A 25,514-nucleotide genomic window follows, 5' to 3' on the forward strand; every position below is an offset into this window, starting at 1 on the left:
CAAATCATTATTTTAAAATATTTACTAATAGGCTGACGATAGATACCAAAATAGAAGTAGCAGAGAACCAAAGACTGGTACTGTTGCCCACATCCGAATTTCGAGCCTTTGCTTTATTAGGGGTTACATAAACAATATCATTCTGCTGTAACCAATAGTAAGGTGAAAGAATGGTTTCGGCCTTATTCAAATCCAAGGTTACAATTTGCTGTTTGCCGTTTGCGTCCTCACGAATCAACTTCACATTATCACGAAGACCGTATACTGTCATATCACCTGCCATGGCTAATGCTTCCAACAGATTTACTTTCTCATTAGAGATAGTAAAAGTACCCGGTCTGGTAACTTCGCCGATAACAGATATTTTATAATTTACCATACGCACCGTTACAATGGGAGTCTCCTTCATGTAAGGCTTCAATTTATCTATAATCAGCTGTTCAGCTTCCCTTTTCGTTAAGCCGCCTAACTTCAATTCTCCTAATACAGGAAAATTTATATTTCCTTCATTATCTACCAAATAAGGTTGTAATACAGGTTGAGTAGTCACATAAGACGAAGTACTCACAGCTATTCCAGCATTACTGGCCACTGTCAGGTTAAAAGGTATCGCAAGTTCAGGACTAGTGCACGATACCACAATAGTCAACAAATCCTTTGGCATTATCTTGGCATCATACAATTTTTCCTGTTGTTCTACCTCGTTCACAACTTCCACATTTTGAAAATATGGAACCTTTTTATAAGACTGACAAGCAGTCAATAGGAATGGCAACAATAGTAGCCATAAATTTCTGTTGTTAAGTCTTCTCATCATAATTCGTAAATTCATAATTAAACGCCCTTTAATTTCTAAGTTTTTATTATCGTCTTTTTATTGTCAATTATTTAATATGCTTCTTTTTCTCCGCGTATGGCATTATACACTGTCTTATACATAATATATAAATCCAATAAAAAAGTCCAATGCTCTATGTACCAGATATCACGTTGCACGCGACCCTCCATCTGCCAGAGTTCTTTCGTCTCACCACGATAACCAGTCACCTGCGCCCAACCAGTTATTCCAGGTTTAACAAAGTGACGAACCATAAACTTATTTATCAGATTAGAATATTCCTCCGTATGCTTCAACATGTGTGGACGGGGACCTACAATAGACATATCACCCTTCAACACATTGATGAATTGTGGTAATTCATCCACACTAGTCTTCCTCATAATCTCTCCGATACGTGTTTTACGAGGATCATTTTCCGTGGCCTGAAGAGTATCACATTGCGTATTAACCTTCATCGAACGAAACTTGTAACACCAGAATTCACGACCATCCTCACCACTGCGTTTCTGCTTGAAAAAGACAGGGCCGGGAGAACTTAGCTTGATCGCAATTCCGAAGAATATATAAACGAACGGGAAGACTGTAATAAGAAATAGCCCTGAACAAATGACATCAAAAGTACGCTTGATAATACGGTTCTCCAATGACTCCAATGGCTCACAACGAATGGAAAGCACAGGAACATTACCCAATAACTCAAAATGCATCCTACGTTTCAAATAGTTACGGACATTAGGAACACTAAAAAAACGGACCAAATGATTTTCACAGTAATTAATAATAGGAACAATCTCCGCACTACGCACAGAAGGAAGACTACAATAAAGCTGATTAATCTCTCCCGCATGTTTTTCTAAAAAAACACTTACTTCATTGGGTTGTCCCAAATATGGAACCTCCTGTGGATACCGACCCGAAGGAAAATCCTCGAAATAACCCAGTACACGATAACCAGACGTAGGATCATCCGTCATCGCATGATAAAGTTCCTGCATATTCTCATGGCTCCCAACCAATACGACCTTACGAACATTTCCTCCCTTTTTTCGATAAAGCTCCAGAAAGTGACGGGAAATTAAACGATAGCTGATAATAACAATTATTAAAGCAACATAAAACAGTCCGAAATATCGGGAATGTGAAAAATGAAAATGAAAAACAAGCAACGTACAAACCGATAAAAAGACAAAAGGAACCATGTTACGTAAAACACGGATCATAATCTGTTCAGGACGTACCACAGGACGATGAAGAATAACACCTGAATGCATATTACAAAGTAAATAGCACAGAGTGATAAGAGTCATACCCTGAAAGATAGAACCGCAATGAATACACCAGAAACGGGTACCCAGAAACAAATTAAATCCCCATAAAAGCAGGTTCAGCAAAATAAGATCCCCAAAAAGGACCAAAGATTTTAGGACTTTGTTAAAACGTTGGACTTCCTGCATACACTTTATTTTTATAATTCTTATCTGGAATAATTACCTATTTTTTCAGTAATGCGAGTACAAATTGCGGTACTTTCCAAGCCATCTTTTCCAATTTGGTCAAAGTAGGCCATAATCCGTGCGAGACATACACCCTAATATCCTCTTCCCACATCTTCTTACGTTTAGCACTATCAGTAGAAAGCCCACCCATACGCATCCGCACGATATATTCATTGAGATATGTCACCGTGAGTCCACCGGTCAACAGATAGCGTACCAATAGGTCACTATCAGCTGCAATTTTATAACTCTCGTTATAAAGCCCCAGTCTCATCATTACATCGCGTCGTATATAGCAAGTGGGATGAAGCGGAAGCCATCCATGACGCACTTTCCAAAGACGATACCCTCCCCCAATCCAGTTGCGCACCACTTTGTTCGTATTATCAGGATTCACAAAGAGACCATCACCATATAAGAAATCAGCATGTGTCCGTTTTATTCGTTTTACAATGCGCCCAATTACCCCATTATCATAAAAAAAATCATCCGAATGCAGCAATCCAATTATCTCTCCCGTAGCCACACGAATACCCTTATTGATAGCCTCATACATACCATGGTCAGGTTCCGATATAATGATCGAAATTCGATCTACATATTCTCGGATAATATCCAACGAACCATCCGTACTGGAGCCATCCACCACAATAAACTCTATGTCATTATAATCCTGTGCTAAGACACTCTCGATAGCACTCCTAATCGTTGCTGCACGATTGTAGCACGAAGTTATAATTGAAACTTTCATAAAAAATAGCTTTATCCATTAATAAAACATATACTGCCTCTTTTACTCATATTTATGAATCCAATCTAAAGTGACCTTAGTACCCTCTACCCTAGATACCGGCAAATGAGGAGCTATTGATTTTATAGGCTCCAAATTATGAACATTGTTCGTTGTCATATTATGCAGTCGGAAGCTAGTCATAGGGAAAGCGATTCCTATTTTTTTTAAACAATCCCCCACATATCCCATCCATCGGAAGCAAAAATAAGGGACATGAGGAATTTTAATACCTTCGATATTTGCTATTTCATTAGCCCAATCTGTGATAGAATAGGCTTCGTAGTCTCCTAGATAATACACATTTCTGTTCACTTTTTCAGACTCCGCCTTCAAGATAGATTCTATTTGATAAATAGCATTGTCAACATATCCATACGTCTTTTTACAAGCTTTCTTGCCCATATGAAAATACATACGATTCATCACAATATGGAAAAATTTATCGTAAGGTTCTCCAAACCATGGTCCCCAGATTGATGTGGGCCTTATAATGCTCCATGTATAAGACGGATTTGCCTTCTTTATTCTTCTTTCTGTTTCAACTTTACTTTCTCCATAAAGTGTATGAGGCGCATAGTCTTCAAAATCTTTAGGCATGTATCCGGGTTCACACACATACATTGATGAAGCAAACACTGCTTTTTGGACTGTACCAGCTTCATCAATTGCTTTCAACAGGTTACTTACTCCAGTCATATTGGCATCGTAATCTTTCAAAGTCAAGCCTCTTAAATCTGTTCGAGCTGCCAGATGAATCACTATATCCGGTTTGTATTCCACAATTTTCTCCCTCAACTCTTCATACTCTCTAATATCCACGCGTTTCCAAAATCTATTGTGAGAATCGATTTTAGGCTCATTAATATCGAAAGTAAGAAGTTCGGCATCTGTTTTTTTTAACAGATGTTCTATCAGATTAGTACCAATAAATCCGCTTCCACCTGTAATTAGTATCTTTTTCATTAATGAGGTATATGATTAATTTTCTTAGACTTTTTACTCATTATAAAAGGTTTATATATTCTTCTTGATAGCGCCTAGACATTACTTCAGAGGTAAACTCTTTAGTGTAAACGTATTGAATGTTTTCTGAAGCCTTTAAACTATCAAATTCCAGTATTCTTGTTATCCCTTCAAGCAACTCTTTCTGATTGTGTTGATTGTAGAGAATACCTGTATCATCTCCCAACATATTCATTACTGCTCTATGCGATGGAATATCAGACAAAAGCATAGGAAGTCCAACACTCATACTTTCCAACAAGGTATTCGCCAATCCTTCTGTATTGGAAGCCGATATATAAAAATCAGATGCAATTATATAATCATAAACCCTGTTTGAAAAACCAGGCATTATGATATTTGTACTTTCTTGTTTTTTAAGCTCATCCCACATGGGGCCCTTACCAAGCATCACAAGTCCAATGTCTGATCTGTCGAGTAAACGAAACGCATGGATGATAATATCAGGATTCTTTTCTTGTGAGAATCGACTAATAAAAATGAAATATTTCATCCCCTCTTTCAATCCAAATTCTTTTCGATATTTTGATTTTTCATCGTCATTATACTTCCAAACAGGCATAGAGGAACCATTAGGAATACATTTAAAATCCCAACCTTTATTAGTTAAATAATCTTCTCTAATATTGGGAGCACAACAAATCCCATTTTTTATCCAACGAGTGAAAATATGATCAAGTAAAATAACAATTTCACCTTTAATTTTGCCATATAATACAATCTGAAACTCATTTGGATAATTGTGAATAGTGAATATCTTAATAAATTTCTTTGGAAGAAATGCCATAAGATATAAAGATCGCGGACAATGAGCATGTAACACATTCGGTTCAATCTCATTAACAGTGTCTTTTAGCCTTAAATATAATGAAATTGGATTCAGAAATTTATTCTTCGAAAGTTGATATATACTTATAGGTAATTTTGAGAAATCATGCATTCTTGTCGTTTCTTTCTCTGGAACAAATGTAATAATAGAGACTTCAAATTTTAAGAAATCAATATTCTTAATGATGTTATACATTACATTGACAGGTCCTTCGTTGCATAGCGAGGACACTAAGTAGCAAATTCGTTTCTTTTCCATAGCCTATACCTCTATTGAAGAGCATTTTTAAGATAATCCCATGAAACTTTCTTTAAAATTTCAAGCTTTGAATTCACTTTATTGTAATCTATTTTTTTATTTTGCAGTTCACGGTATATAATTGGATCATTTTCATCAAAATATCTATCTTCAAGACCCACAGATTTAAGTAAATCCTTTAATCTACTATTTTTCCCATTACTAGGAGATATCACAACAAACTGTTTATTGTAAATCAAGCTGAAGGCTAATCCATGAAAAGAGTCCGTTATTACAAATTTAGCTCCGGCAATATACCTAATCCAATTCTCAATCGATGGTGGATAAACATACCTAAAACCAAATGTAGGTCTAATGGTTGAAATCATTTTTGGTGTTTTACCCAAAGATCTCGATAGCCTGATTGTTTTCTCCAATTGTAGTTTACCTCTATTGAGTAAATAACAAATCACCTCATCATTATTCACTATACTTCCTGTTATTTCATTATAGTCAGCATGTAATAGCGTAGGGTCTAAAACTACTTGTGAGTTGAGTTTAAATAAGCTATTCAAAAGATATTTTCCAGTCTCTTCTCTAACACTTATGCTACAAAATCTATGAAGAGAGCTATTTATGCTCGGTAGTAAACTCTGATATTGTTCAGGCCATTTTGAAATTCCAAAACTAGAAGCATAGGAGATTCTTCGAATGTCAGATTCTCCAAAATCCAAGAAGTATGCCAAGCATTTACTCTGACTGATCCCCGGATTCCAAACTTGATCACTGCCTACCATTAAACAATCATAATTTGAAGCTATTGCATTTAAGTCGTCCATAGATTGAATCACCTTTGTTTCACTAGGATAAAATGTTTCCATAAATCTATCAAACGCTTTTATCTTAAAATAAAAGATTATCGAACTATTCGATCTTTTTTCATCTTGCCGGAAATTTATAAATTCAACTTCATGACCTAGTTCTTTTAGGGCTCGACACGTTGCATAACTTTGCATTACTGCACCATAGTTTGCAGAATGATGATATGTTAGTAATCCGATTCTCATCACTTATTGATTAAATTTTACATACTGTTTATATGAATAGCGATGCGAAACTGCAACTTTAAAGTCATCCTTATACGTTCCAACACCTATCAAAAGAACTGGAATCTCATTTCCGGGAATATTCATTTCTTGCTTTATCTTTTTTATGACTCTCCATTTATGTCCCATAGTCAATGGTATGGTAGCTAATCCATTATAATGAAGGGAGTAAAGAAGATTCATCGCATAAAGTCCTCCATCAACAAAAGGTAGATTTTGTTCATAAAAGCCATAATTCCTCAAATCACCACATATAAGAATAGCACATTGCATTTGTTCATAAAACCCCTTGCTCCCTCCTTGTAACTTGAACATTTTTTCAACTAACTTATTTTCTGTATACACATGAATTACCCAACTCTGTCTATTACAAGCTGATGGAGTGCGTTCACAAAGTTTTAATGCAGCATAAACTTTATCTATATCTAATGGTGAATCACCAAAATCACGAATAGAAAAACGTGATTGAGAAAATGAATCAAAAGGACATTGGGTTTTACTTGAAACATCTTTTAAGCTAAGATTATATATTCCGCCAACATCATTGCTTTTTATATTGTAACAAGAGCACAATTTATTGAGTGCTATCTCTATATCAGCCATAGCAGCACCCATATTCTCATTAAATTCGATATACTTCTGTAAGACGGAGACAGATTCAACAACAAACTGTTTCGAGCCACCTTTTTTTAGCAAATCCGCAAGATCCTCAATAAGAGAAAATGCCTTTTCTTTTCCAAATCCCACCCTTACTCTACCAATAGACATTCCCTTTTCCAAGGCATGTATTCTGATTTGCAATTCAGCTTGTTTCTTATATATATCCTTTGTTTGATTTGTGCTTCCATTATACAAAGTCAATGAAAAGGATTCTCCTATTTTTTCATATATAATCCGTAGCCATACAATAAAGCTATTTCCTTTAATAGCTGATTTAAACCTTTCTTTCATTTGAAACAATCTAAAGATTTATTTACTCAATACATCATCAAACATTTTCACATACAGAGACGCAATTCTTCCAAACGAATAGTATTGTTCTGTATGCTCTGCCATTAAAGCTTTCAACTTACTATAATCACATGCATACTTATCTATGGCATTAGCCATTACACGAACTAAATCGTTTACATTCCCTGGTTCAAAAAGATATCCATTCACACCTTCAAGAATTTCATCAGAAAAGCCTAATAAATTTGATGCTATAATTGGAATATTATAATTAAATGCAATTTTTGTAGGGCCACTTTGAGACACTACTCTATAAGGTTGAACAAAATAGTCAGTGGAAGCAAATAGATTAGCTATTTCAGAATTATCTATTGACCGAATATCTATATCAAAAAGCTCTGGATATTTAATTTTTGTCTGATAAAAACTCCAATCTTTACACATACCATTAATCGATACCCTAAAGTTTCGATATCCTTTATCATAAAGTACACATGCAGCATCTATTAACAAATCAATATTTTTAGCATAATTAATTGTACCAAATGAAAGGAATCGAATAATACCATCTTTAGGTTTCACAATGGTAGGAACACCAAAGTCTTTTAAGGCTAATGGAATCTTAAATACCCTTGAACTAGGAAAATGTTTTTGAAAAAGCTCCGCTTGTGACTTAGAAAACATATTAACATATTTCACTCGTGAATAAACCAATCTACGCAGTATATTTAATAGTCTTTTATGTCCCATACCTATATGAACTTCTCCTTGATGTGCTGTTTGAATATAATGTCTCTTTGGTAATAAATAAAACATTGGCAATTTCCATGGTGAATAGATACTATCATTCATATAAATTATATCAGGAGTTTGCCTTTTTATAGCTTTGCCAAGGCGTATATTTATTAGAATATTCTTAGGATTGCGCATTTTATAATTGAACCTAAAAAATTCAATTGTCAAATTCATATTTTCTTTCCTTATTTGTTCGAAGTCTGACTCTTTGAACCTATTATTCCTACTAAAAAGTACGATCCAATGAATATCATAATGCTTTAAAATTTCATGCATATTGAAATAATTCAAATCGCAGTCAATGAAGCAATCTGGAGTAATCCAACATATTTTTTTCTTATTCATACAAAATAGGGTATAAGGTAAACACTAACGATATAAAGTTATTCACAATATTCATCGACAGAAGTATATATAATCCGTTTCATCGGATGCTAATCTCCATGAAGATTTACTATTGTAAGAGTAACCACCTCCTCGAACTTATACACTGATACTTTAAGTCATGATTTCGTTCGCCTATTATTTTTGCAGGAATGCCACCCACGATAGCATAATCTGGAACGTCTTTAGTCACTACAGCTCCTGCTGCCACTACCGCCCCCTTACCTATTGTTACCCCTTTTAATATTGTCGCTCCCACTCCAATCCAGACATAATCACCAATAACAATAGGTTGATGATCTCCTTCAAATGTGGGAGAGTTAACATCATGTCCACCGCTAATAATGTTGCATCGGTGACTAATCGAGACACTATTTCCAATAGTTATACCACCAAATGCTTGTAAAATACACCCTCTATTAATATGGGTATAGTTTCCTATATTTAGTTTTGTTACTCTGCCTATATATCCACACATATCAATTCGTGTATGATGGCCTATCTTGCCACCAAACATTATAAGACAATATTTACGTATTATGTGAGATGGAATATATGTAACTATATTGTTATAGAAATAACCAATTAGAGACATCAAAATAATTTTCAAATGGTTCATGGTCTTTTATTTTAATAGTTATCAATAAGTTCTATCCATCGTTGACCAACTCGTCTGACATCAAATTCTCGGCTTTTTTCCATGGCTTTAACGCTGATTATTTCTTTATTCTTTTTTGATAACAATATAAATTCTTTTATCTTCTGTACATATTCACCTTCATCGAATGGCGTAATGACATATCCATTGACCTTATCATCTATTATATCTGGTAGAGATGCAAATGAATTAAAAACAAATGGCACACATCCATACTGCATTGCTTCAATTAAGACCATACTAAATCCCTCGTAGTTACTTGTCATGCAACTGCATACGGCTTTTTTATAATATTCCGTCGGATTTTGAAAATCATGAAATGTGATACGTTTAAGACGCATTTCATGAGCCAGATTCTCATACAATTCTTTTTCGGGTCCTCCTCCTACTATTTCAAGTCTATAATCGAGTAATTCATTTTGCAGTCTTTTCCAAATATTAAGAAGAGATTGAAAACGCTTTTGTCTAGTATTTATTCTTCCGACATATAGAATCATTTTCTCTTTCTTCTGATAATCCAATTGATATTCTTCATCAATACAGAATGGATTGGGCAAAGCACATATACATTTAGGGTTGAAATCATAAAAACTTTTTAGGTCATCCCTAAAGAAATCAGAAAGAAGGACTATCTTCATTTTATTTAATTCAATTCTTCTGAATGATGCTAAATATCTCAAATCAAAACGTATACGTTTTAAGCATCTGTCAACAAAAGATTCTTTCAATATATTTGGCAACTTTGCCGAACTGGGATACATCAATTTGGATGGAACATTGTGTACATGAAAGAAAACCTTTTTATCAATTAACCGAGAACAGTAATTGAACAATTGATAACTTGGAAATGGACAAATTACAATATCTACAGCCATTTCCATCATTACCTTGTCTAACTTATCAAAATATCCAACATTATCAATAGAATACTCCATAAATATCGCTTTGGTATAGACGGAATTTTTATCATAATCAGTTTTTCTTTGATACGTAGCAAACACATTATATCCATGCTCCCTAAAATAAGGCACAAGATTATGATATACCCTTTCGACTCCTCCAGTTGTGGGATCTATTGCATTCGTAAACGTTATAAGTATATTTTTCATATACTATATTTCAGAATTGATGTATTCAACAAATTGTTTGTATTGAAGTTGATTATCAAATGATTGAGCTCTCAATACTGAATGTTGAGCCATATTTTCTAATTTAGCTTTATCCATACCATATATATTTTCCATTGCTGCAGCCAATGAATTAACCAGATTCGCATCATTCTCCACAACAATGCCGCACTCTTCATTAACGATTTCCGGCATTCCTCCACTTCTCGTTATAATGACAGGCAAGGAGCTTGCAATTGCCTCAAGGCAGGTAAGTGCAAAAGGCTCCTCCCATATGGAAGGGAATACACCCACATTTGCAATTTGATAATATCGATGAATGACTTCATACTTTACAAAGCCTGTAAATATGACCCGTTCTCCCAACTGATGAATGATAGACGCAAGTTCTTTTTCGAATAGGGACACGTAAGTAGAAGAAAATGCAAAACTTCCGACAATAAGCAAATAGGCATCAGGCATTTTATCTTTAGATTCCAAGAAAGCAAGTAGCAATTCTTTTATACCTTTGTAATTTCTCAATCTACCCGAGAAAACAAAAAGAAAAGAATTTGCAGGAATATTTAATGACTTTCTCAATGTATGTCTTTTTTCATTTGTAGTCCTTACATTGAACTGATTAAAATTAATTGAATTATATAATAGCTTGATGGCAGCACCATATTTTCCTTCAACATTTTTCTGCAACACAGTGCATATATAGTTGCTAATCCCCAAATAAAGGTCTGTTGATTTTGCATTCAAATCATCCCAATGACGCAAGCTATGGGGCGGTACATTATGTATGCGTTGTATAACGGGCAATGCGGTTTTCCTCTTTATATAATCAGCATTAATTGAAGAACCTTCCAAAAGAACAGCATCAATATTGTTACAATTCTTGATGAAACGAACCAACGCGCTTGCATAACAATATCCAATAAATGGCAGACCTGTCCGTAAGGCTATAAAATTATAACAACGCTTTAGAAAGTCTGTCATTCGATTCAAAATACTCGAAGTACTAACAAAGTGAAAATGGGTATATCTATACTCTTTTGCCTTTTCTCTTGCATTAACGTTATCAATAGAAAGAATTTCAAGCTGCATTTGCTTTTCTTTTTCATTGGTATCAACCAGAAGCTGAACCAATGTTTCTACTGCACCTCCCAAAACTGACGGTATGGGTAATGTCCCATTATTCATTATAGCGATTCTTTTCATACAAGGATATTTTATAAATGAGATATAAACATATTGCTTGTATCAGAAAACATCCTTGACGGACAAATTCAGCAGACGTAAATGCACAAGTCAGAATGTATCCGAACCATACAGAAAGATATAAATATTTCTTGGGAAGTTTTGCAAATGCCGCTTTTAGTGACCACCATAACATTCCAATCAGGCTAAGTACTCCGGTCATCCAACTAATTCCCAACAATCCCCAATCGTAATAATGCAAGCCGTATGATTCATTTCTCACAATTTCTAAAGAATAAGATGTTCTCAATGCCCGGTTACATAATCCAGAACCCAAAAACATCTCTACCGCACTCTTATAATGATTACCATAATAATGGAACAAAGTTGCATATCTAATATAATCTTTATTACCAAAAGTCTGGTCGGATTCTTGCCTCTCCATCATTCTTTCAAAAACCGTTTGGAAGATGGGAGTAAGATAAAGCAGATAAGCACCTAATCCCCCTAATGCACACCAGAAGACAAGTTTCTTTGAAAAGCCGTTAAATCTTATAATCATTATTATAGAAAATACAGCAGAAAAGAACAGTAAAGTTCTAAATCCAAATAACAACATACACACCAATGAAAGCAACATGGGAAGTGTATAGTTCATTTTCTTCTCCAAGATTTTATTCAAACTATAAAAATATCCCAATGAATTAATGGACATTCCCACCATTCGAATTCGTCGGTTCAACACATCTATAGTTTCATTGTACTGATTGTTTTTATCTAGAAATACAAGTTTGGGATAGACTGAAACTTGATATAAGTAACAAAAGCAGAATATGATAAAAGCCCAGAACAATACCTTTTCAAGAACTTCAATACTTACATTGTATTTGCACAAGACAAAATAAAATACAATCATAAGATATATATTATATTCGCCCATAATACTGACAGGACTTTCATTCCTAAAATACATACACGACAAGATGCTTAGAAAGCAGCTAACTACAAAGATGGAAATGGGCTTACTGTAAGATGTTCCTTTTTTATAATAAAAGAAGAAAACACCCACCAACACGATAAATAAGTATCTAGGTATTGGAAGAAGACCGTAACCTTGTTCCAATATCAGACAAACTATTAATAATATCGGAAAGGAGTTTGCCAATGGATATCTTTTGACTATTGCATTATTCATCGTTGTATGGCCTGCTTTATAAATGTTTCCGAAGTCCGGACTATAATATCTAAATTAGGGGTGTTAAGAGACATTTCCTGAATATCCCCGCTATCTACATTAACTGTCGAATTTTCTATGCCGAAAGTATTCATTACATCCAGAGCCCGTCCATCGCCGGGCGCATTGAACAATACGGTTTTAAAAGGCTTGTTGAATATTATAGAAAATGCGGTTCCATGAAATGATGTTGTAACGACACATGAGGCATTGGCAAACAATCCCACAAATTCAAAAGGAGATGCTGTCAATATTCGATTCTTCATTTTTTTATATTCAGCCTCTGCTGTTACTTCAACAACACTCATGTGGTGTAATGCAGCATATTTATTTGCCATATCCAGTACCCTATCGTCTCTCTTTACCTGATATACAAGAAGGTATGGTTTGTCGGTAAAAGTTGGTTTGATAGCTACCTTTTGCCATTCATTGGCAGATAATAAAAACACAGGGTCTATAACTTTCGTTATTTCTTTATTTATGAGTGGTTGCAAAATATTTTTAAGCTCTGACTCTCTAACTGAAATATTCTCAAAATTGGAGAGTACTTCTTTATATTTTTTATAGTCATCGGAGATGATTCGTTTGGCTTCAGTACTAGCTGCATAGGATATAAATTTGCCTTTATGACTGACACTTCCACAAAAGAATTTATCAAAGCCATTGGTAATGCTAGGATTCCAAACTTGGTCACTGCCACAAATTATTATATCATAGCCTGTGACTTCACTGTCTGTTTCCGTATATTTCCGAGTTGAAAGAGGTAAGCTATCTATAAATGATTGAAATTTGTCAGAACGTTCTTTTCTTACCGTTAAGAACGGTAATATTCTAAGAACAAAGATAACTTTTCGTATTATATTAAGTCGGGAAATTCTACGCCAAGGCATAATACCATGGGACATAGTTAACGATTTGGGTCTATAATCTATTATCTCCGCATCATAGTTATTCTTCCGCAAATACGTTACTAAAGCATAGGTCTGCAACACGGCCCCATAATTGTGAGCACAATGAAATGTCAATATTCCTATCTTCATATTAAATGGATAATTTCCGCTTAATTTTGTCCATAAACATTCTTAGTTGGTAACGATAACCTACATTTCCATATTTCCTGGCAACATACAAAAATCCTCTTTTTTGATAATCCTTTGCAAATTGATGCCAACGAGGATCTACAGACGAAGGATGTTGCAGATTGGGTTGCAATGAATTCATCAAGTCTACATGCTTTGTATGCAGCATATAAGAACATTCCCTAAAAAAACTACACCCCTTATCCGTGTTACAAATAACGAGCGAGATTCCTTTATTGTCTGTATTCATTTTCGGTACGACTTTTTCATATCCCCAAAAGTCTCCGATAGTCAAATCAGAAGGTCTGGAAAGATTGCAATATTTACAATGCTCACAAGAGGGCCGGGAAATTAATCCTGAATAAAAAAGATACCTTAACAGAAAGTCTTTATGAATAGAGTTATCTGTAAAAGTAAAACTTTCCATGTGTGGTTGGTTCCACCCAATGGATTTTTCTCGAAATTCTAATTTGATAACGTTTGATTTGAATTTTGATTCTGTATAGCCAAGATAATCTTTCCATATAGAAGGACTGGGCACTGCATGACAAATAATGTCTATAAGAATGAGATTTTTTCTTTGAGCTTTTCCTATATAACTATTCAAACCTGCTGTTTGACATGGAGTACCAGAGAATAAAACAACCAAACCTGCCTTCAAATCTTGCTTCACTTGGCGGAACACCGTATTCATATCGCTCTGTACATACTTACTTCCCTTGAATTCGCTACATTCTTCTTTTGTAGTTGCTCGTTTATGGACGACTCTAAAATGGTCAGCATATCCTGCACCATACACAACGCCACCATATTCCAGAATATAATCAGACATAGCAACAAATACGGCTCCAGAACGGCTATATCTTAATTCTTCCTCATTTTTATGCCTTGCCGCATAAGCTAAAGGGTTATCTATATTTAAGCTTTTATCGTAATCGTCATTAAAAGCACACACCTTCTCACACAGACCGCAATCAACACACTTGCTTCGATCCACTTCCGGATAGAGAAATCCAAGCGCATCTGGTTTCATCGTGATAGCATCATGAGCGCAAATACTGGCACATGCAGTACATCCGCAACAATCTGCCTGATTATTGATATTTATCATTGTATCAACCGGATTTTTCTTATTACTATTATAAAGACCATCGTCGATAAGAACACTACAAATGGCGCAGTAAATGAGTATATATTTACTATAGAATTTGATGCTATCTTACCAACTATCATACCGATGATTGATATAAAGAGAGGATGAAAGATGTATATGTAAAGCGAATCTTTATTTCCAATAGTCGAATATATAGTTGGTTCTTTCTTCTTGAATGATAATACTAACAAGAATAGACATAGCGCAAGCAACGTGCTACTAAAATAATGTTCACGTCCGGGATTCTTGTCTAAATATAGCAATACCCATTTTTCCATTAGAGACGTCAATGAGAATAAAATGCCCCCAATAAGCCAATAATAGTATTTAATTTTACTAATCTTGTCACTATACTTCTTCAGACATGCCCCCAATGCAAAATATGGTAGACCGACAAACAAAAAGTTCCGTACATAGATAACTGGAAACTCTCTATCGAGAAAAAGTAAACTATACTTACCCAATATTAAGTCTGTCAGCAATAATATAGGAATGGCATAGAACATATATTTCCAAATCTTATACTTGCTTATAATCATTGCTATCAATAGTACATATAAATATGCCCCCAAATACCAAAGATGACCGCCAAAAGGATTTTCATTAAGAACTATAAAATTAAATAATTCACGAAGTGATGGTATGTAAACACTCCCTTGATGTATTGCCACAGCTTCTTTATAACAAGCAAACAACAACGTAGACCATACGATGATGTGCAAAATATTCCTAGTACTGCGTTTTAATCTCGATATTTCTATATCGCCATCGTTGAATAACAAATAACCACTAATCATAAAAAAGCAAGGCACTGCGCAACGTGTGAGTGGCAAGATGTAATCATGATATACACAATCAGTGTGAAGGAATACCACAAGGATTGCACATATAAACTTAAGAATATCTATTGAATAATTACGTTCTATCATCTTCTGATTTTTGCACATAAAGCACTGACCTTTGCCCAGACAAAAACTCTTTCTTCTTTACTACATCCTATATAAAATATCGAAATTGATGTGGTAAGTATTGACACTACAGATATAACTAAAAAGGATAAAAAGGTTTCATTTATGTTCTTTAATAATAATATTGGTAGAATCGCTGATGTTGACATTACCATCAAGACTTTTAAATACACATGTTTCAAATACTTGACAGAAGACAATCCAATCATTCCTCTGAGCATATAAAGACGTGCAACTAAACAGCATTGAGATATAAATATTGCAACAAACAATACAGACTCCGGTACACACCCCAAACGAAGAAAGATATATGATATAGGGAGATTCAGCATCTGCAGACCACCTACCATAATCTGATAGTTCCGAATTCTACCCGTGGCAAGCATGGCCGTAATCAATGGATTTGAAATAGATTCACTCATGGCAAAAAGCAACGTTAGCCGCACAAACAGAACTGCATGTTCCGGCACCAATTTCAGCCATAGCCCAAGAATATAGTGAGTATTGATAATCACCGGCAATGAGAGCAACAACAACATATAAAATGAGAACTTCGCTCCTTGAAAGATAAGTGCCATCATATAGTCTTGATTGCCAGAAGCATAAGATTTTGTAATTTGCGGATTTAATGCTGTCATAAAATTACTAACAAATCCTGAAATTGCTGAATTTACTTGCATAGCAATACCTTTAGCTGCATTTACAGACGGACCGAAAAACAAATTAATGACAACATTTCCACCTTGATCTCTTAACACGGATGAAGCAGCTCCAATGAAATTCCATCCTGCAAACCCAAACATATTCTTTAGAAGTTTTTTATCCCAACAAAAATGATAAGTACACTCTTTGAAATGCCTTTTACAATAATAGCCATAAGTAAAACGAATAATTATTGCTACAGAACACATCAAAATTGAATAAAACACCAATTTATCCATAGGAGCTATAACGATCAAATATGCAATAATAAGTTTGCCTATAGCTTCCAATATACTGATATAAGCAAAGGCCGACATTTTTTCATGTGCTATTATAGATGCGTTATATGGAACACTTATAAGATTTATGACAAAAGTGACAACAGAAAATTGGAGTACCCAATTAGCTGCCAGTATTCTATCTGCTGGAATAATCATCTTAGAATTAAGAAACCATACACCAACAATCTCTATTAATATGACTACGATTAAAGACAACAATATTTGGATAGTAACCGATGCTGAAAATATCTTATTCAGCTTACTTTGATCACCTTTCCCCAATTCAAAGGTAATAAATCTACTGATAGAAGCAGATAATGACCCCGATATTACCGAAAACATAGCTACAACGCCACCTACGACATTATATATACCAAAATCTTCAACTCCTAGAGCATCTAGTATGACACGTGAAGTATATAAACTCACGATCATCATAAAAAGCATACGAATATAGAGAAGTAAGGTATTCTTCGCTATTCGTTTATTGTTGTCTGTCGCTTGAGACATGTAAATATTTACTATATGCCTATAATACCTTTAAAGGTTATTCGGCACCTCCTATGTCATACTTTTGATTAATAATTTGATTATTGCCTCTCACCTATCGGCTCTACATACCCGACCGGCATATCCGCACAAGCACACCCCAGCATATTCAACCGGACAGCAATCTTACTTCTACCATCTACTGTAACAAGCTCTCCTACAAGCCCCGTCAAAGGACCTTTAATAACACGTACTTTCTCACCACGTGCCAAAGGAGCACTATTCATACAGATTGCCTCTTCGGAATAGTCGAGCATAAAACGGAAACGGGCCATTTGTTCATCAGGAATGATAGTCGGACTGCTCTCACCGCGCATTACCATATACCGACTAACTGTAGAAAAAGAAAGAACCTCTTTACGTTCTTTAGGATCAGCATGTACAAAGACCATCATGGGAAGCAGCACGGATTCAACCACTTTACGGCGGTCGCTCCATTGATGTACTTCTTGCTGGACCGGTACAAAATTTTCAATCCCCATTTTGTCTAAACGTTCGGCTACTTTCTTCTCATGATGCATACGAACCAGAGCAACATACCAGCGTTTAGAGTGTGCTACGCCTTCCCCTGTCCCAATTTTAGGCCCAGCACTTAAAGTTTCTTTCGTTAGAATCATACTTTTTTACCCCTTATGTGTCCGTTACTTCTTAGGTAACGGATAAGGTATTTATTCACAGGAAAACAGATGAAAACAGAAAAACATGGACAAGAACCGCCTACAGCAATGTTTTTCTAACCTACGCGAAGGGAAAAGCATCTTTGAAAACAGAATATAGGAATATCGGGCATGATCAAACAGAATCATCATGTCCTGATATATTTTTGTTGCATATTTCAACAAATCAGAAAAAAAAGAAGATTTTACTTGTTTACTATTTGTATTTTTGCATATCTTTGCACCGAATAATTATCCGTTACCTAAGAAGTAACAGAAACATTTCGCCCTTGATTTCTAACACTTTACCGTTAATTACCTACCTAAACGATAGTTCCTAATGTAAGATAAATTCCCTTTATTTACCTCTGTACGTTCTCTTAGCTCAAAACCCTTTAAATAGATTTGTGTGGTTTTTATTGATTTGTGTCCCAATGATTCACTGATCATTTCAATTGGCACTCCACGATACTTGGCTGTCGTTGCCCAGGAATGACGGAGTGTGTAAGAAGAAACGGGAGAATTCAAACGTAGAGCTCTCGCCAAATCCTTCAAACAATTATTGAATCTCCGAAGAGCAGACTGATATTCACGGTATGCCCTTTCATCCTTCCGTTTTTTATTACCGCAAAGTATGTCGAACAGATAGTCCGGACAATCAGGAATGGGTTCCTGATTACTTCGGAGTTGATTAATCATTCCTCTGGCAGTATCAAGCACTTCCACGCTCATGGGAGTTTTCGTCTTGATTCGATTATAGCGTAATACACTCTGATCTAAAGCCGATTTTTCCAGATGAGCTAAATCAGCGAATGACATTCCACAAAACTGGAACATCAGAGCAGCAATAGTTTGTGTACGACGTAAACGCTCCGATTTGGGATCCTCATACAAAAGTCTGTGCAACTCACCGGCAGGCAAAGCTTTCTTTTGTCGGACATCCACACCTGTATAGACATCATGAAATAATCGGGAAACATAAGGGGCACTCCCTGCTTCCACTCCCCGATTGTAAATGCTACGAAGCATACGCATATACGTAGAAATCGTATTAGGCTTCAAACCACACTCATAAAGATACTGACCATAACGTCGTAAACGTTCTTTGGTGACCTGCCTGAACGACATATTCAACGTACCACAAAACTTACTGAAAGAATAAAGGGCATTCTTATAGACATGCGCTGTAGAATAGCGCCCCTCCTTTCGTAAACGATTGATGTAGTTCTCCCCACATCGACTGAATCCATTTTTATTCATCATTTGCATCACTAGTTATTTTATATATATACTATTTGGCAAGCGACAAAAGAACAAATCTTTTTGCAGGTTCAATTTCACTTTCCAGATATTATTTTTAGAATTAACACATGTTTAACCAACGTTAAAATTAGTAGATTATGAAAAGTAAAAATGCCAAAAAAGGTAGTAAAAACGACAAGGTAAAAAGAAATGTCCAAACAATGAAAAAAGCTCCAGGGAAGCATTCAAAGGAAGAAATCATCAGTGAAGAAGAGCTGGATAACAGAATAGCAATCGACGGAGAGATCCGCCTTTATTTCACCATGTATTTAAAAATCTTTATTGATGGACATTTCCGCCATCCTAAGAAGAAAAAGCTGATAAATCTAGCCCAATATATCTATGACCAAAAAGTATTATACATCCACAAACATGGCGGCTATAAGTTAATGGAACTTAGCAGTATACATGCTGAATTGGGTGCATTGAAAAAACCTGTTGAGGAAGAGTACATGAAAGAAAAAAAGGAAAAAAGAGAACAGGCTGAAAAGGTCAAAAGCAAGTACTAAGAAAAAATAATGGGACAGTTGGAATATAAAGCTTACCTTCGCCGCCGTTTTCAACCGGTCGAAAACTAACAGATTTTCTCTTAAAAAAATAGTGACGGTATGCTATCGTTATAGCGTCACTATAATGAAAGGATAGTGACGCTATGACAACAACATACCGTCACTATCTATAAGGGAAGATTTACGCTCAAACAGAAATTTATTTTTCAAAATTAAAAACAGAAGAAAATGAGACAAAAAATCAGGAAAGGCAAGTTAGAAGCTTGCAAATTAGTATGGAAAAAACGTATTACTGCTGAAAAGGGGATTTCGGATAAATGTGCGGAGAGAATTGTACAAGAGTGCATTAAACTAATAGATCGCATGTTGTATGGGAATGTAGTGATAGCTTTTTACAAGCAGGATGGCACGTTTTGTCTGGAAAGAGGAACACTGGTAGGATATGAAAAATTCTTCCATAGAGAATTCAATATCACAGCAAAACAAGAGTCTATTCTCTATTGGAGTGAAGAACAAAAAGGATGGAGAAGATTTATGATCGGGAACCTGATGGAGTGGAGAGCTATTGTATAAGTTAGATTAAAATATATTGAACAATGAATATGATTAATAAAGGGATACCTTATTTTCCGACACCGGCAAACTTCTTTGACGAAGAAGTGATGGAACTATTAGAAGCTAAGTTTGGAGTATTAGCTTCTTACATTGTCATGCGATTGCTTTGTAAAATATATAAAGAGGGATATTATATCTCTTGGGGAAAGGAACAAAACCTAATTTTCGTCCGTAAAGTGGGCGGCGGGATCAAAGAGGACATGATGGAAAAGATTGTCGACCTATTATTGGAAAAAGGATTTTTCCATAAGGAAACCTACGAAAAATACGGCATACTCACTTCGGAACAGATTCAAAGGGTGTGGTTTGAAGCTACTACACGAAGGAAAATAGATTTCTCCCAACTACCTTATTTATTAGAGACCAAGAAGAAAAAAGGGATGCAAAAAGAAGAGTTGAACACGGAAAATGCAGACATTTTTGAAACTCAAGAGGAGGTGAGTCAAGAAAATGCAGACATTTCTCGACAAACTAAACTAAAGGAAACTAAACTAAATCATGAAGAAGAAGAAACCAACGTTGTTTCGATTGAAATTCCGGGGTATGCCTACAATCTGGCTACACACAACATCGCAGGATTGATGGAGAGTCTGGACAACCATAAAGTGACTGACCTAAAAGAGAAACAGACGATTCTCCGGCTATCGGACTATGGCAGGAAAGGCACCCAGGTGTGGAAACTGCTCTCCAATACAGCCTGGAGCAAAATCGGAGCACCGGGGAAATATATCATTGCAGCGTTAGCCAGTGGACGGAAATAAACCGACTGATTAAAAGCTGATAAAAAAGGTACGAAAAATCTGTGCTTTTCACAAATTCTTCGTACCTTTACGCTCCGGTAAAACAAGTTCTATCCACATAAAAGATAACAAAATGGAAAACAGAAGTTTAGTAACCATTGCCGAACATTCTAAAGAAAAAATCCTCTACATGCTCGAAATGGCGAAGCAGTTTGAAATGAACCCCAATCGCCGGTTATTACAAGGAAAGGTTGTAGCAACCCTGTTCTTTGAACCTTCCACTCGTACCCGCTTGAGTTTTGAAACAGCTGCCAACCGTCTCGGCGCACGAGTAATCGGATTCTCTGACCCCAAAGCTACCAGTTCTTCCAAAGGAGAAACACTTAAAGACACGATCATGATGGTGAGCAACTATGCAGATATTATCGTCATGCGACACCATCTCGAAGGAGCTGCACGGTATGCCAGCGAAGTAGCCCCGGTACCCATTGTCAACGCAGGTGACGGAGCCAACCAGCACCCGTCGCAGACGATGCTCGATCTTTACTCTATCTACAAGACGCAAGGAACGCTGGAAAATCTGAATATTTTCCTGGTGGGTGACTTGAAATACGGCCGCACCGTACATTCATTGCTGATGGCGATGCGACACTTTAATCCGACTTTCCATTTTATCGCTCCCGAAGAGCTGAAAATGCCGGAAGAATACAAACTTTACTGCAAAACGCACCAAATAAAATACGTTGAACATACAGACTTTTCCGAAGAGATTATCGCCGACGCCGATATTCTGTATATGACCCGTGTACAACGCGAACGTTTCACCGACCTGATGGAATATGAACGGGTGAAGAATGTATATATTCTCCGTAACAAAATGTTGGAGAACACACGTCCGAACCTGCGTATCCTGCACCCGCTTCCCCGTGTCAACGAAATTGCTTACGATGTGGATGACAACCCGAAAGCATACTATTTCCAACAGGCACAAAACGGTCTGTATGCCCGCGAAGCAATCCTTTGCGATGTATTAGGTATCACATTAGATGACGTTAAAAACGATATTTTATTATGAGCGAAAATAAACAAGCATTGCAAGTAGCTGCCCTGAAAAACGGGACAGTGATTGACCATATACCATCCGAAAAGCTCTTTACCGTAGTGCAACTGCTCGGTGTGGAACAGATGACTAGCAATATCACTATCGGATTCAACCTCGACAGTAAGAAATTAGGTAAAAAAGGGATCATCAAGATTGCAGATAAATTCTTCTGCGACGAAGAGATTAACCGTATTTCAGTAGTTGCCCCGCACGTCAAACTGAATATCATCCGCGATTACGAAGTAGTGGAAAAGAAAGAGGTGAAAATGCCGGATGAACTTCGGGGCATCGTGAAATGTGCCAATCCGAAATGTATCACCAACAACGAACCGATGGCCACTATCTTTCATGTGATAGACAAGGATAATTGTATCGTAAAGTGCCATTATTGCGAGAAAGAGCAGAAACGTGAAGAGATTACAATCCTCTGAATAAACGTATAGGCCTATGAAACAGGACTGGAAACCAGGAACGATGATCTATCCGCTGCCGGCTGTACTGGTCAGCTGCGGAAAGGAAGAAAGCGAATATAATATGTTCACAGTAGCATGGACGGGTACGATTTGTACAAACCCGCCCATGTGTTATATATCCGTACGTCCGGAACGCCATTCTTATGACATTATAAAAAAAAACATGGAGTTTGTCATCAACCTGACAACGAAAGATATGGCTTTTGCCACCGACTGGTGCGGAGTTCGTTCGGGACGTGATTATCATAAATTTGATGAGATGAAGCTGACACCCGGACAGTGTACGGTGGTTAGTGCTCCGTTGATTGAAGAATCTCCTCTTTGCATTGAATGCCGTGTGAAAGAAATCATCTCTCTCGGCTCACACGATATGTTTATCGCTGACGTAGTAAATGTGCGTGCGGACGACCGGAACCTGAATCCTGAAACCGGAAAGCTGGAACTGGCAGAAGCCAATCCGCTGGTATATGTGCACGGAGGATATTATAATCTGGGAGAGAAAATCGGTAAATTCGGTTGGAGTGTAGAAAAGAAGAAATCATAAAAAGTGCGATATTGCCATGAATATGCTGCGTAAATTCATCCTTCCCGGTTTGTTAGCTATAGCCTGCACGGCTGTCGGCCAGAACTATAACGCAGAAAAAGTAGACCGCCCCAATACAAAAAAAATAAATATCGGTATCAAGGCGGGATTCAACTCTTCCATGTTCATGGTGTCTGAACTGAAAATTAAGGATGTAACTATCGATGAGGTGCAGAATAACTACAAGATAGGTTATTTCGGCGCCCTCTTTATGCGCATCAACATGAAGAAGCATTTCATTCAGCCGGAAGTGTCCTATAATGTAAGCAAATGTGAGATCACTTTCGATAAGCTCGGTTCGCAGCATCCTGCCATCGAGCCTGATTATGCTTCCGTGCAATCGGTGTTGCACAGTGTGGATTTCCCTATTTTATACGGCTATAATGTGGTGAAAAAAGGGCCTTACGGAATGTCTATCTTCGCAGGCCCAAAACTTCGCTACTTATGGGGAAAACACAATGAAATCACTTTTAAGAATTTTGACCAAAAAGGGATTCACGAAAGGCTGTATCCGTTCAATGTCAGTGCAGTGATCGGTGTAGGCGTCAACATCTCCCGTATCTTTTTCGATTTCCGCTACGAACAAGGCATCGGAAATATCTCCAAGTCCATCATTTACGACAATATCAATTCTGATGGCAGCACAGGAGTGAGCAACATTATTTTCCGTCGCCGCGACAGTGCATTAAGTTTTTCGCTGGGATTCATCCTTTAAGAATAAAATATCATTAAATCCGGCTTTTTACTAACATTTTTCTTGTACTTCCTTCATTCTTTATTTATTTTCATTAACTTTGTGCGCTTAAAATAGGTATCTCGAATTAGAAATTTAATCTTACTTATAAAAGAATGAAAAGAGACGACATCATTTTCGACATTATCGAAAAAGAGCATCAACGTCAGTTGAAAGGAATCGAGCTTATTGCATCAGAAAATTTTGTGAGTGACCAGGTAATGCAGGCAATGGGTTCTTGCCTGACTAACAAGTACGCAGAAGGTTATCCCGGCAAACGTTATTACGGAGGTTGCGAAGTAGTAGACCAAAGCGAACAAATCGCTATCGACCGTCTGAAAGAAATTTTTGGCGCGGAATGGGCAAACGTACAACCACACTCGGGAGCACAAGCTAATGCTGCTGTTTTCCTCGCAGTTCTGAATCCGGGCGACAAATTCATGGGATTAAATCTTGCACACGGCGGACACCTTTCTCATGGCTCACTGGTAAACACTTCCGGTATCATCTATACTCCTTGCGAATATAACCTGAATCAGGAAACCGGACGCGTTGACTACGACCAGATGGAAGAAGTCGCTCTGCGTGAGAAACCGAAAATGATTATCGGTGGTGGTTCTGCATACTCTCGTGAATGGGATTACAAACGTATGCGTGAAATCGCTGACAAAGTAGGCGCTATCCTGATGATCGACATGGCTCACCCTGCCGGCCTGATCGCTGCCGGAGTGCTCGAGAATCCGGTTAAATATGCACATATCGTCACTTCTACTACACATAAAACACTTCGCGGACCTCGTGGTGGTGTCATCATGATGGGTAAGGATTTCCCCAATCCATGGGGTAAGACCACTCCGAAAGGTGAGATCAAGATGATGTCTCAATTACTGGATTCTGCCGTATTCCCAGGGGTTCAAGGCGGACCGTTGGAACATGTAATTGCTGCTAAAGCAGTTGCTTTCGGTGAAATCCTGCAACCTGAATTTAAGGAATATGCTAAACAAGTACAAAAGAACGCTGCTGTACTTGCACAGGCTTTGATTGACCGTGGCTTTACTATCGTTTCCGGTGGTACAGACAACCACTCTATGTTGGTCGACCTGCGTAGCAAATATCCTGAACTGACAGGTAAAGTGGCAGAAAAAGCATTGGTTTCTGCCGATATTACTGTTAACAAGAACATGGTTCCGTTCGACAGCCGTTCAGCTTTCCAGACTTCCGGTATCCGTTTGGGTACTCCTGCTATCACAACTCGTGGTGCAAAAGAAGATTTGATGCTCGAAATTGCTGAAATGATCGAGACTGTATTGTCTAACGTAGAAAATGAGGAAGTTATTGCACAAGTACGTGCACGTGTCAATGAGACAATGAAGAAATATCCTCTTTTTGCTTATTAAAAAACGATTTCAAAGC

The 25,514-nt window shown here is 36.8% G+C and carries 26 protein-coding genes; 8 read left to right on the forward strand and 18 right to left on the reverse strand.

Going from position 1 to position 25,514, the window contains the following annotated elements:
• Positions 1–7: 7 nt before the first annotated feature.
• From N5O98_RS08750 to N5O98_RS08835, 18 genes are all read right to left on the reverse strand, one after another.
• Positions 8–832, reverse strand: coding sequence for a polysaccharide biosynthesis/export family protein (locus N5O98_RS08750; protein ID WP_004308893.1), 825 nt, complete (start codon positions 830–832; stop codon positions 8–10).
• Positions 833–888: 56 nt separating this feature from the next.
• Entirely contained in the window at positions 889–2,295 is a 1,407-nt protein-coding gene (locus N5O98_RS08755; RefSeq protein WP_004295814.1) for an undecaprenyl-phosphate glucose phosphotransferase, read from the reverse strand.
• 37 nt (positions 2,296–2,332) lie between these two features.
• Entirely contained in the window at positions 2,333–3,088 is a 756-nt protein-coding gene (locus N5O98_RS08760; protein ID WP_004295813.1) for a glycosyltransferase family 2 protein, read from the reverse strand.
• 42 nt (positions 3,089–3,130) lie between these two features.
• Entirely contained in the window at positions 3,131–4,093 is a 963-nt protein-coding gene (locus N5O98_RS08765) for an NAD-dependent epimerase/dehydratase family protein (RefSeq protein WP_004295812.1), read from the reverse strand.
• Positions 4,094–4,133: 40 nt separating this feature from the next.
• Positions 4,134–5,240 (reverse strand): glycosyltransferase family 4 protein, encoded by a 1,107-nt coding sequence (locus tag N5O98_RS08770; protein ID WP_004308889.1) that lies wholly within the window; start codon positions 5,238–5,240, stop codon positions 4,134–4,136.
• 11 nt (positions 5,241–5,251) lie between these two features.
• Complete coding sequence (locus N5O98_RS08775; protein ID WP_032852501.1) at positions 5,252–6,286, reverse strand: polysaccharide pyruvyl transferase family protein; 1,035 nt, start codon at positions 6,284–6,286, stop codon at positions 5,252–5,254.
• A gap of 3 nt (positions 6,287–6,289) precedes the next feature.
• Entirely contained in the window at positions 6,290–7,276 is a 987-nt protein-coding gene (locus tag N5O98_RS08780; protein WP_004295809.1) for a nitroreductase family protein, read from the reverse strand.
• An 18-nt stretch (positions 7,277–7,294) separates the two neighbouring features.
• Complete coding sequence (locus tag N5O98_RS08785; RefSeq protein WP_004295808.1) at positions 7,295–8,416, reverse strand: glycosyltransferase family 4 protein; 1,122 nt, start codon at positions 8,414–8,416, stop codon at positions 7,295–7,297.
• A 109-nt stretch (positions 8,417–8,525) separates the two neighbouring features.
• On the reverse strand, positions 8,526–9,074 hold the full coding sequence (locus N5O98_RS08790; protein WP_004295807.1) for an acyltransferase: 549 nt from the start codon (positions 9,072–9,074) through the stop codon (positions 8,526–8,528).
• 11 nt (positions 9,075–9,085) lie between these two features.
• Positions 9,086–10,222 carry a glycosyltransferase gene (locus N5O98_RS08795; RefSeq protein WP_004295806.1) on the reverse strand — a complete coding sequence of 379 codons (1,137 nt, stop codon included), beginning with the start codon at positions 10,220–10,222 and terminating at the stop codon, positions 9,086–9,088.
• Between the two features lie 3 nt (positions 10,223–10,225).
• A complete protein-coding gene (locus tag N5O98_RS08800) occupies positions 10,226–11,443 on the reverse strand; it encodes a glycosyltransferase family 4 protein (protein WP_269495611.1) in 1,218 nt (405 codons plus the stop codon).
• Positions 11,418–11,984, reverse strand: a complete 567-nt coding sequence (locus N5O98_RS08805) for a hypothetical protein (RefSeq protein WP_229095204.1) — start codon at positions 11,982–11,984, stop codon at positions 11,418–11,420. The genes N5O98_RS08800 and N5O98_RS08805 overlap by 26 nt, the downstream gene beginning before the upstream one ends.
• 629 nt (positions 11,985–12,613) lie before the next feature.
• Positions 12,614–13,696 carry a polysaccharide pyruvyl transferase family protein gene (locus N5O98_RS08810; protein ID WP_008647999.1) on the reverse strand — a complete coding sequence of 361 codons (1,083 nt, stop codon included), beginning with the start codon at positions 13,694–13,696 and terminating at the stop codon, positions 12,614–12,616.
• Position 13,697: 1 nt separating this feature from the next.
• Positions 13,698–14,846, reverse strand: a complete 1,149-nt coding sequence (locus tag N5O98_RS08815) for a Coenzyme F420 hydrogenase/dehydrogenase, beta subunit C-terminal domain (RefSeq protein WP_118161251.1) — start codon at positions 14,844–14,846, stop codon at positions 13,698–13,700.
• The gene (locus N5O98_RS08820; RefSeq protein WP_004295801.1) at positions 14,843–15,835 is read right to left on the reverse strand and encodes an acyltransferase family protein; all 993 of its coding nucleotides are present in this window, start codon (positions 15,833–15,835) and stop codon (positions 14,843–14,845) included. Before N5O98_RS08820 ends, N5O98_RS08815 begins: the two co-directional genes overlap by 4 nt.
• On the reverse strand, positions 15,814–17,349 hold the full coding sequence (locus N5O98_RS08825) for an oligosaccharide flippase family protein (protein WP_004295800.1): 1,536 nt from the start codon (positions 17,347–17,349) through the stop codon (positions 15,814–15,816). The genes N5O98_RS08820 and N5O98_RS08825 overlap by 22 nt, the downstream gene beginning before the upstream one ends.
• An 80-nt stretch (positions 17,350–17,429) precedes the next feature.
• Complete coding sequence (locus N5O98_RS08830; protein WP_004295799.1) at positions 17,430–18,005, reverse strand: UpxY family transcription antiterminator; 576 nt, start codon at positions 18,003–18,005, stop codon at positions 17,430–17,432.
• 354 nt (positions 18,006–18,359) lie between these two features.
• Positions 18,360–19,313 (reverse strand): tyrosine-type DNA invertase cluster 3b, encoded by a 954-nt coding sequence (locus tag N5O98_RS08835; protein WP_004308883.1) that lies wholly within the window; start codon positions 19,311–19,313, stop codon positions 18,360–18,362.
• Positions 19,314–19,444: 131 nt separating this feature from the next.
• Between N5O98_RS08835 and N5O98_RS08840 the strand changes: the two genes are divergently transcribed.
• From N5O98_RS08840 to glyA, 8 genes are all read left to right on the forward strand, one after another.
• Entirely contained in the window at positions 19,445–19,855 is a 411-nt protein-coding gene (locus N5O98_RS08840; protein ID WP_022200143.1) for a DUF4119 family protein, read from the forward strand.
• A 228-nt stretch (positions 19,856–20,083) separates the two neighbouring features.
• Positions 20,084–20,428, forward strand: coding sequence for an SH3 beta-barrel fold-containing protein (locus N5O98_RS08845; RefSeq protein WP_008648001.1), 345 nt, complete (start codon positions 20,084–20,086; stop codon positions 20,426–20,428).
• Positions 20,429–20,451: 23 nt separating this feature from the next.
• The gene (locus N5O98_RS08850) at positions 20,452–21,231 is read left to right on the forward strand and encodes a DUF4373 domain-containing protein (protein WP_004308881.1); all 780 of its coding nucleotides are present in this window, start codon (positions 20,452–20,454) and stop codon (positions 21,229–21,231) included.
• 112 nt (positions 21,232–21,343) lie between these two features.
• A complete protein-coding gene (gene pyrB, locus N5O98_RS08855; protein ID WP_004308880.1) occupies positions 21,344–22,285 on the forward strand; it encodes an aspartate carbamoyltransferase in 942 nt (313 codons plus the stop codon).
• Positions 22,282–22,743 carry an aspartate carbamoyltransferase regulatory subunit gene (pyrI, locus tag N5O98_RS08860; protein ID WP_004295791.1) on the forward strand — a complete coding sequence of 154 codons (462 nt, stop codon included), beginning with the start codon at positions 22,282–22,284 and terminating at the stop codon, positions 22,741–22,743. Before pyrB ends, pyrI begins: the two co-directional genes overlap by 4 nt.
• A gap of 16 nt (positions 22,744–22,759) precedes the next feature.
• Positions 22,760–23,329: a flavin reductase family protein gene (locus N5O98_RS08865; RefSeq protein WP_004325806.1), complete on the forward strand. Its 570-nt coding sequence runs from the start codon at positions 22,760–22,762 to the stop codon at positions 23,327–23,329.
• A gap of 16 nt (positions 23,330–23,345) precedes the next feature.
• A complete protein-coding gene (locus tag N5O98_RS08870) occupies positions 23,346–24,083 on the forward strand; it encodes a porin family protein (RefSeq protein ID WP_004295789.1) in 738 nt (245 codons plus the stop codon).
• Between the two features lie 134 nt (positions 24,084–24,217).
• Positions 24,218–25,498 (forward strand): serine hydroxymethyltransferase, encoded by a 1,281-nt coding sequence (glyA, locus tag N5O98_RS08875; RefSeq protein ID WP_004295787.1) that lies wholly within the window; start codon positions 24,218–24,220, stop codon positions 25,496–25,498.
• Positions 25,499–25,514 lie beyond the last annotated feature (16 nt).

This window comes from Bacteroides sp. LFL-34, from assembly GCF_027257075.1.
Lineage (GTDB): Bacteria > Bacteroidota > Bacteroidia > Bacteroidales > Bacteroidaceae > Bacteroides > Bacteroides ovatus.

Bases quoted from the DNA above. Each gene is read 5' to 3' on its own strand.
- N5O98_RS08820 (WP_004295801.1), bottom strand. From the start codon at position 15,835: ATGTGCAAAAATCAGAAGATGATAGAACGTAATTATTCAATAGATATT.
- N5O98_RS08760 (WP_004295813.1), bottom strand. From the start codon at position 3,088: ATGAAAGTTTCAATTATAACTTCGTGCTACAATCGTGCAGCAACGATT.
- N5O98_RS08835 (WP_004308883.1), bottom strand. From the start codon at position 19,313: ATGCAAATGATGAATAAAAATGGATTCAGTCGATGTGGGGAGAACTAC.
- pyrB (WP_004308880.1), top strand. From the start codon at position 21,344: ATGGAAAACAGAAGTTTAGTAACCATTGCCGAACATTCTAAAGAAAAA.
- N5O98_RS08750 (WP_004308893.1), bottom strand. From the start codon at position 832: ATGAATTTACGAATTATGATGAGAAGACTTAACAACAGAAATTTATGG.
- glyA (WP_004295787.1), top strand. From the start codon at position 24,218: ATGAAAAGAGACGACATCATTTTCGACATTATCGAAAAAGAGCATCAA.
- N5O98_RS08795 (WP_004295806.1), bottom strand. From the start codon at position 10,222: ATGAAAAATATACTTATAACGTTTACGAATGCAATAGATCCCACAACT.
- N5O98_RS08840 (WP_022200143.1), top strand. From the start codon at position 19,445: ATGAAAAGTAAAAATGCCAAAAAAGGTAGTAAAAACGACAAGGTAAAA.
- N5O98_RS08815 (WP_118161251.1), bottom strand. From the start codon at position 14,846: ATGATAAATATCAATAATCAGGCAGATTGTTGCGGATGTACTGCATGT.
- N5O98_RS08825 (WP_004295800.1), bottom strand. From the start codon at position 17,349: ATGTCTCAAGCGACAGACAACAATAAACGAATAGCGAAGAATACCTTA.
- N5O98_RS08850 (WP_004308881.1), top strand. From the start codon at position 20,452: ATGAATATGATTAATAAAGGGATACCTTATTTTCCGACACCGGCAAAC.
- N5O98_RS08755 (WP_004295814.1), bottom strand. From the start codon at position 2,295: ATGCAGGAAGTCCAACGTTTTAACAAAGTCCTAAAATCTTTGGTCCTT.
- N5O98_RS08870 (WP_004295789.1), top strand. From the start codon at position 23,346: ATGAATATGCTGCGTAAATTCATCCTTCCCGGTTTGTTAGCTATAGCC.
- N5O98_RS08800 (WP_269495611.1), bottom strand. From the start codon at position 11,443: ATGAAAAGAATCGCTATAATGAATAATGGGACATTACCCATACCGTCA.
- N5O98_RS08780 (WP_004295809.1), bottom strand. From the start codon at position 7,276: ATGAAAGAAAGGTTTAAATCAGCTATTAAAGGAAATAGCTTTATTGTA.
- N5O98_RS08805 (WP_229095204.1), bottom strand. From the start codon at position 11,984: ATGATTATAAGATTTAACGGCTTTTCAAAGAAACTTGTCTTCTGGTGT.
- N5O98_RS08865 (WP_004325806.1), top strand. From the start codon at position 22,760: ATGAAACAGGACTGGAAACCAGGAACGATGATCTATCCGCTGCCGGCT.
- N5O98_RS08790 (WP_004295807.1), bottom strand. From the start codon at position 9,074: ATGAACCATTTGAAAATTATTTTGATGTCTCTAATTGGTTATTTCTAT.
- N5O98_RS08830 (WP_004295799.1), bottom strand. From the start codon at position 18,005: ATGATTCTAACGAAAGAAACTTTAAGTGCTGGGCCTAAAATTGGGACA.
- N5O98_RS08845 (WP_008648001.1), top strand. From the start codon at position 20,084: ATGAGACAAAAAATCAGGAAAGGCAAGTTAGAAGCTTGCAAATTAGTA.
- N5O98_RS08770 (WP_004308889.1), bottom strand. From the start codon at position 5,240: ATGGAAAAGAAACGAATTTGCTACTTAGTGTCCTCGCTATGCAACGAA.
- N5O98_RS08765 (WP_004295812.1), bottom strand. From the start codon at position 4,093: ATGAAAAAGATACTAATTACAGGTGGAAGCGGATTTATTGGTACTAAT.
- N5O98_RS08810 (WP_008647999.1), bottom strand. From the start codon at position 13,696: ATGAAGATAGGAATATTGACATTTCATTGTGCTCACAATTATGGGGCC.
- N5O98_RS08785 (WP_004295808.1), bottom strand. From the start codon at position 8,416: ATGAATAAGAAAAAAATATGTTGGATTACTCCAGATTGCTTCATTGAC.
- pyrI (WP_004295791.1), top strand. From the start codon at position 22,282: ATGAGCGAAAATAAACAAGCATTGCAAGTAGCTGCCCTGAAAAACGGG.
- N5O98_RS08775 (WP_032852501.1), bottom strand. From the start codon at position 6,286: ATGAGAATCGGATTACTAACATATCATCATTCTGCAAACTATGGTGCA.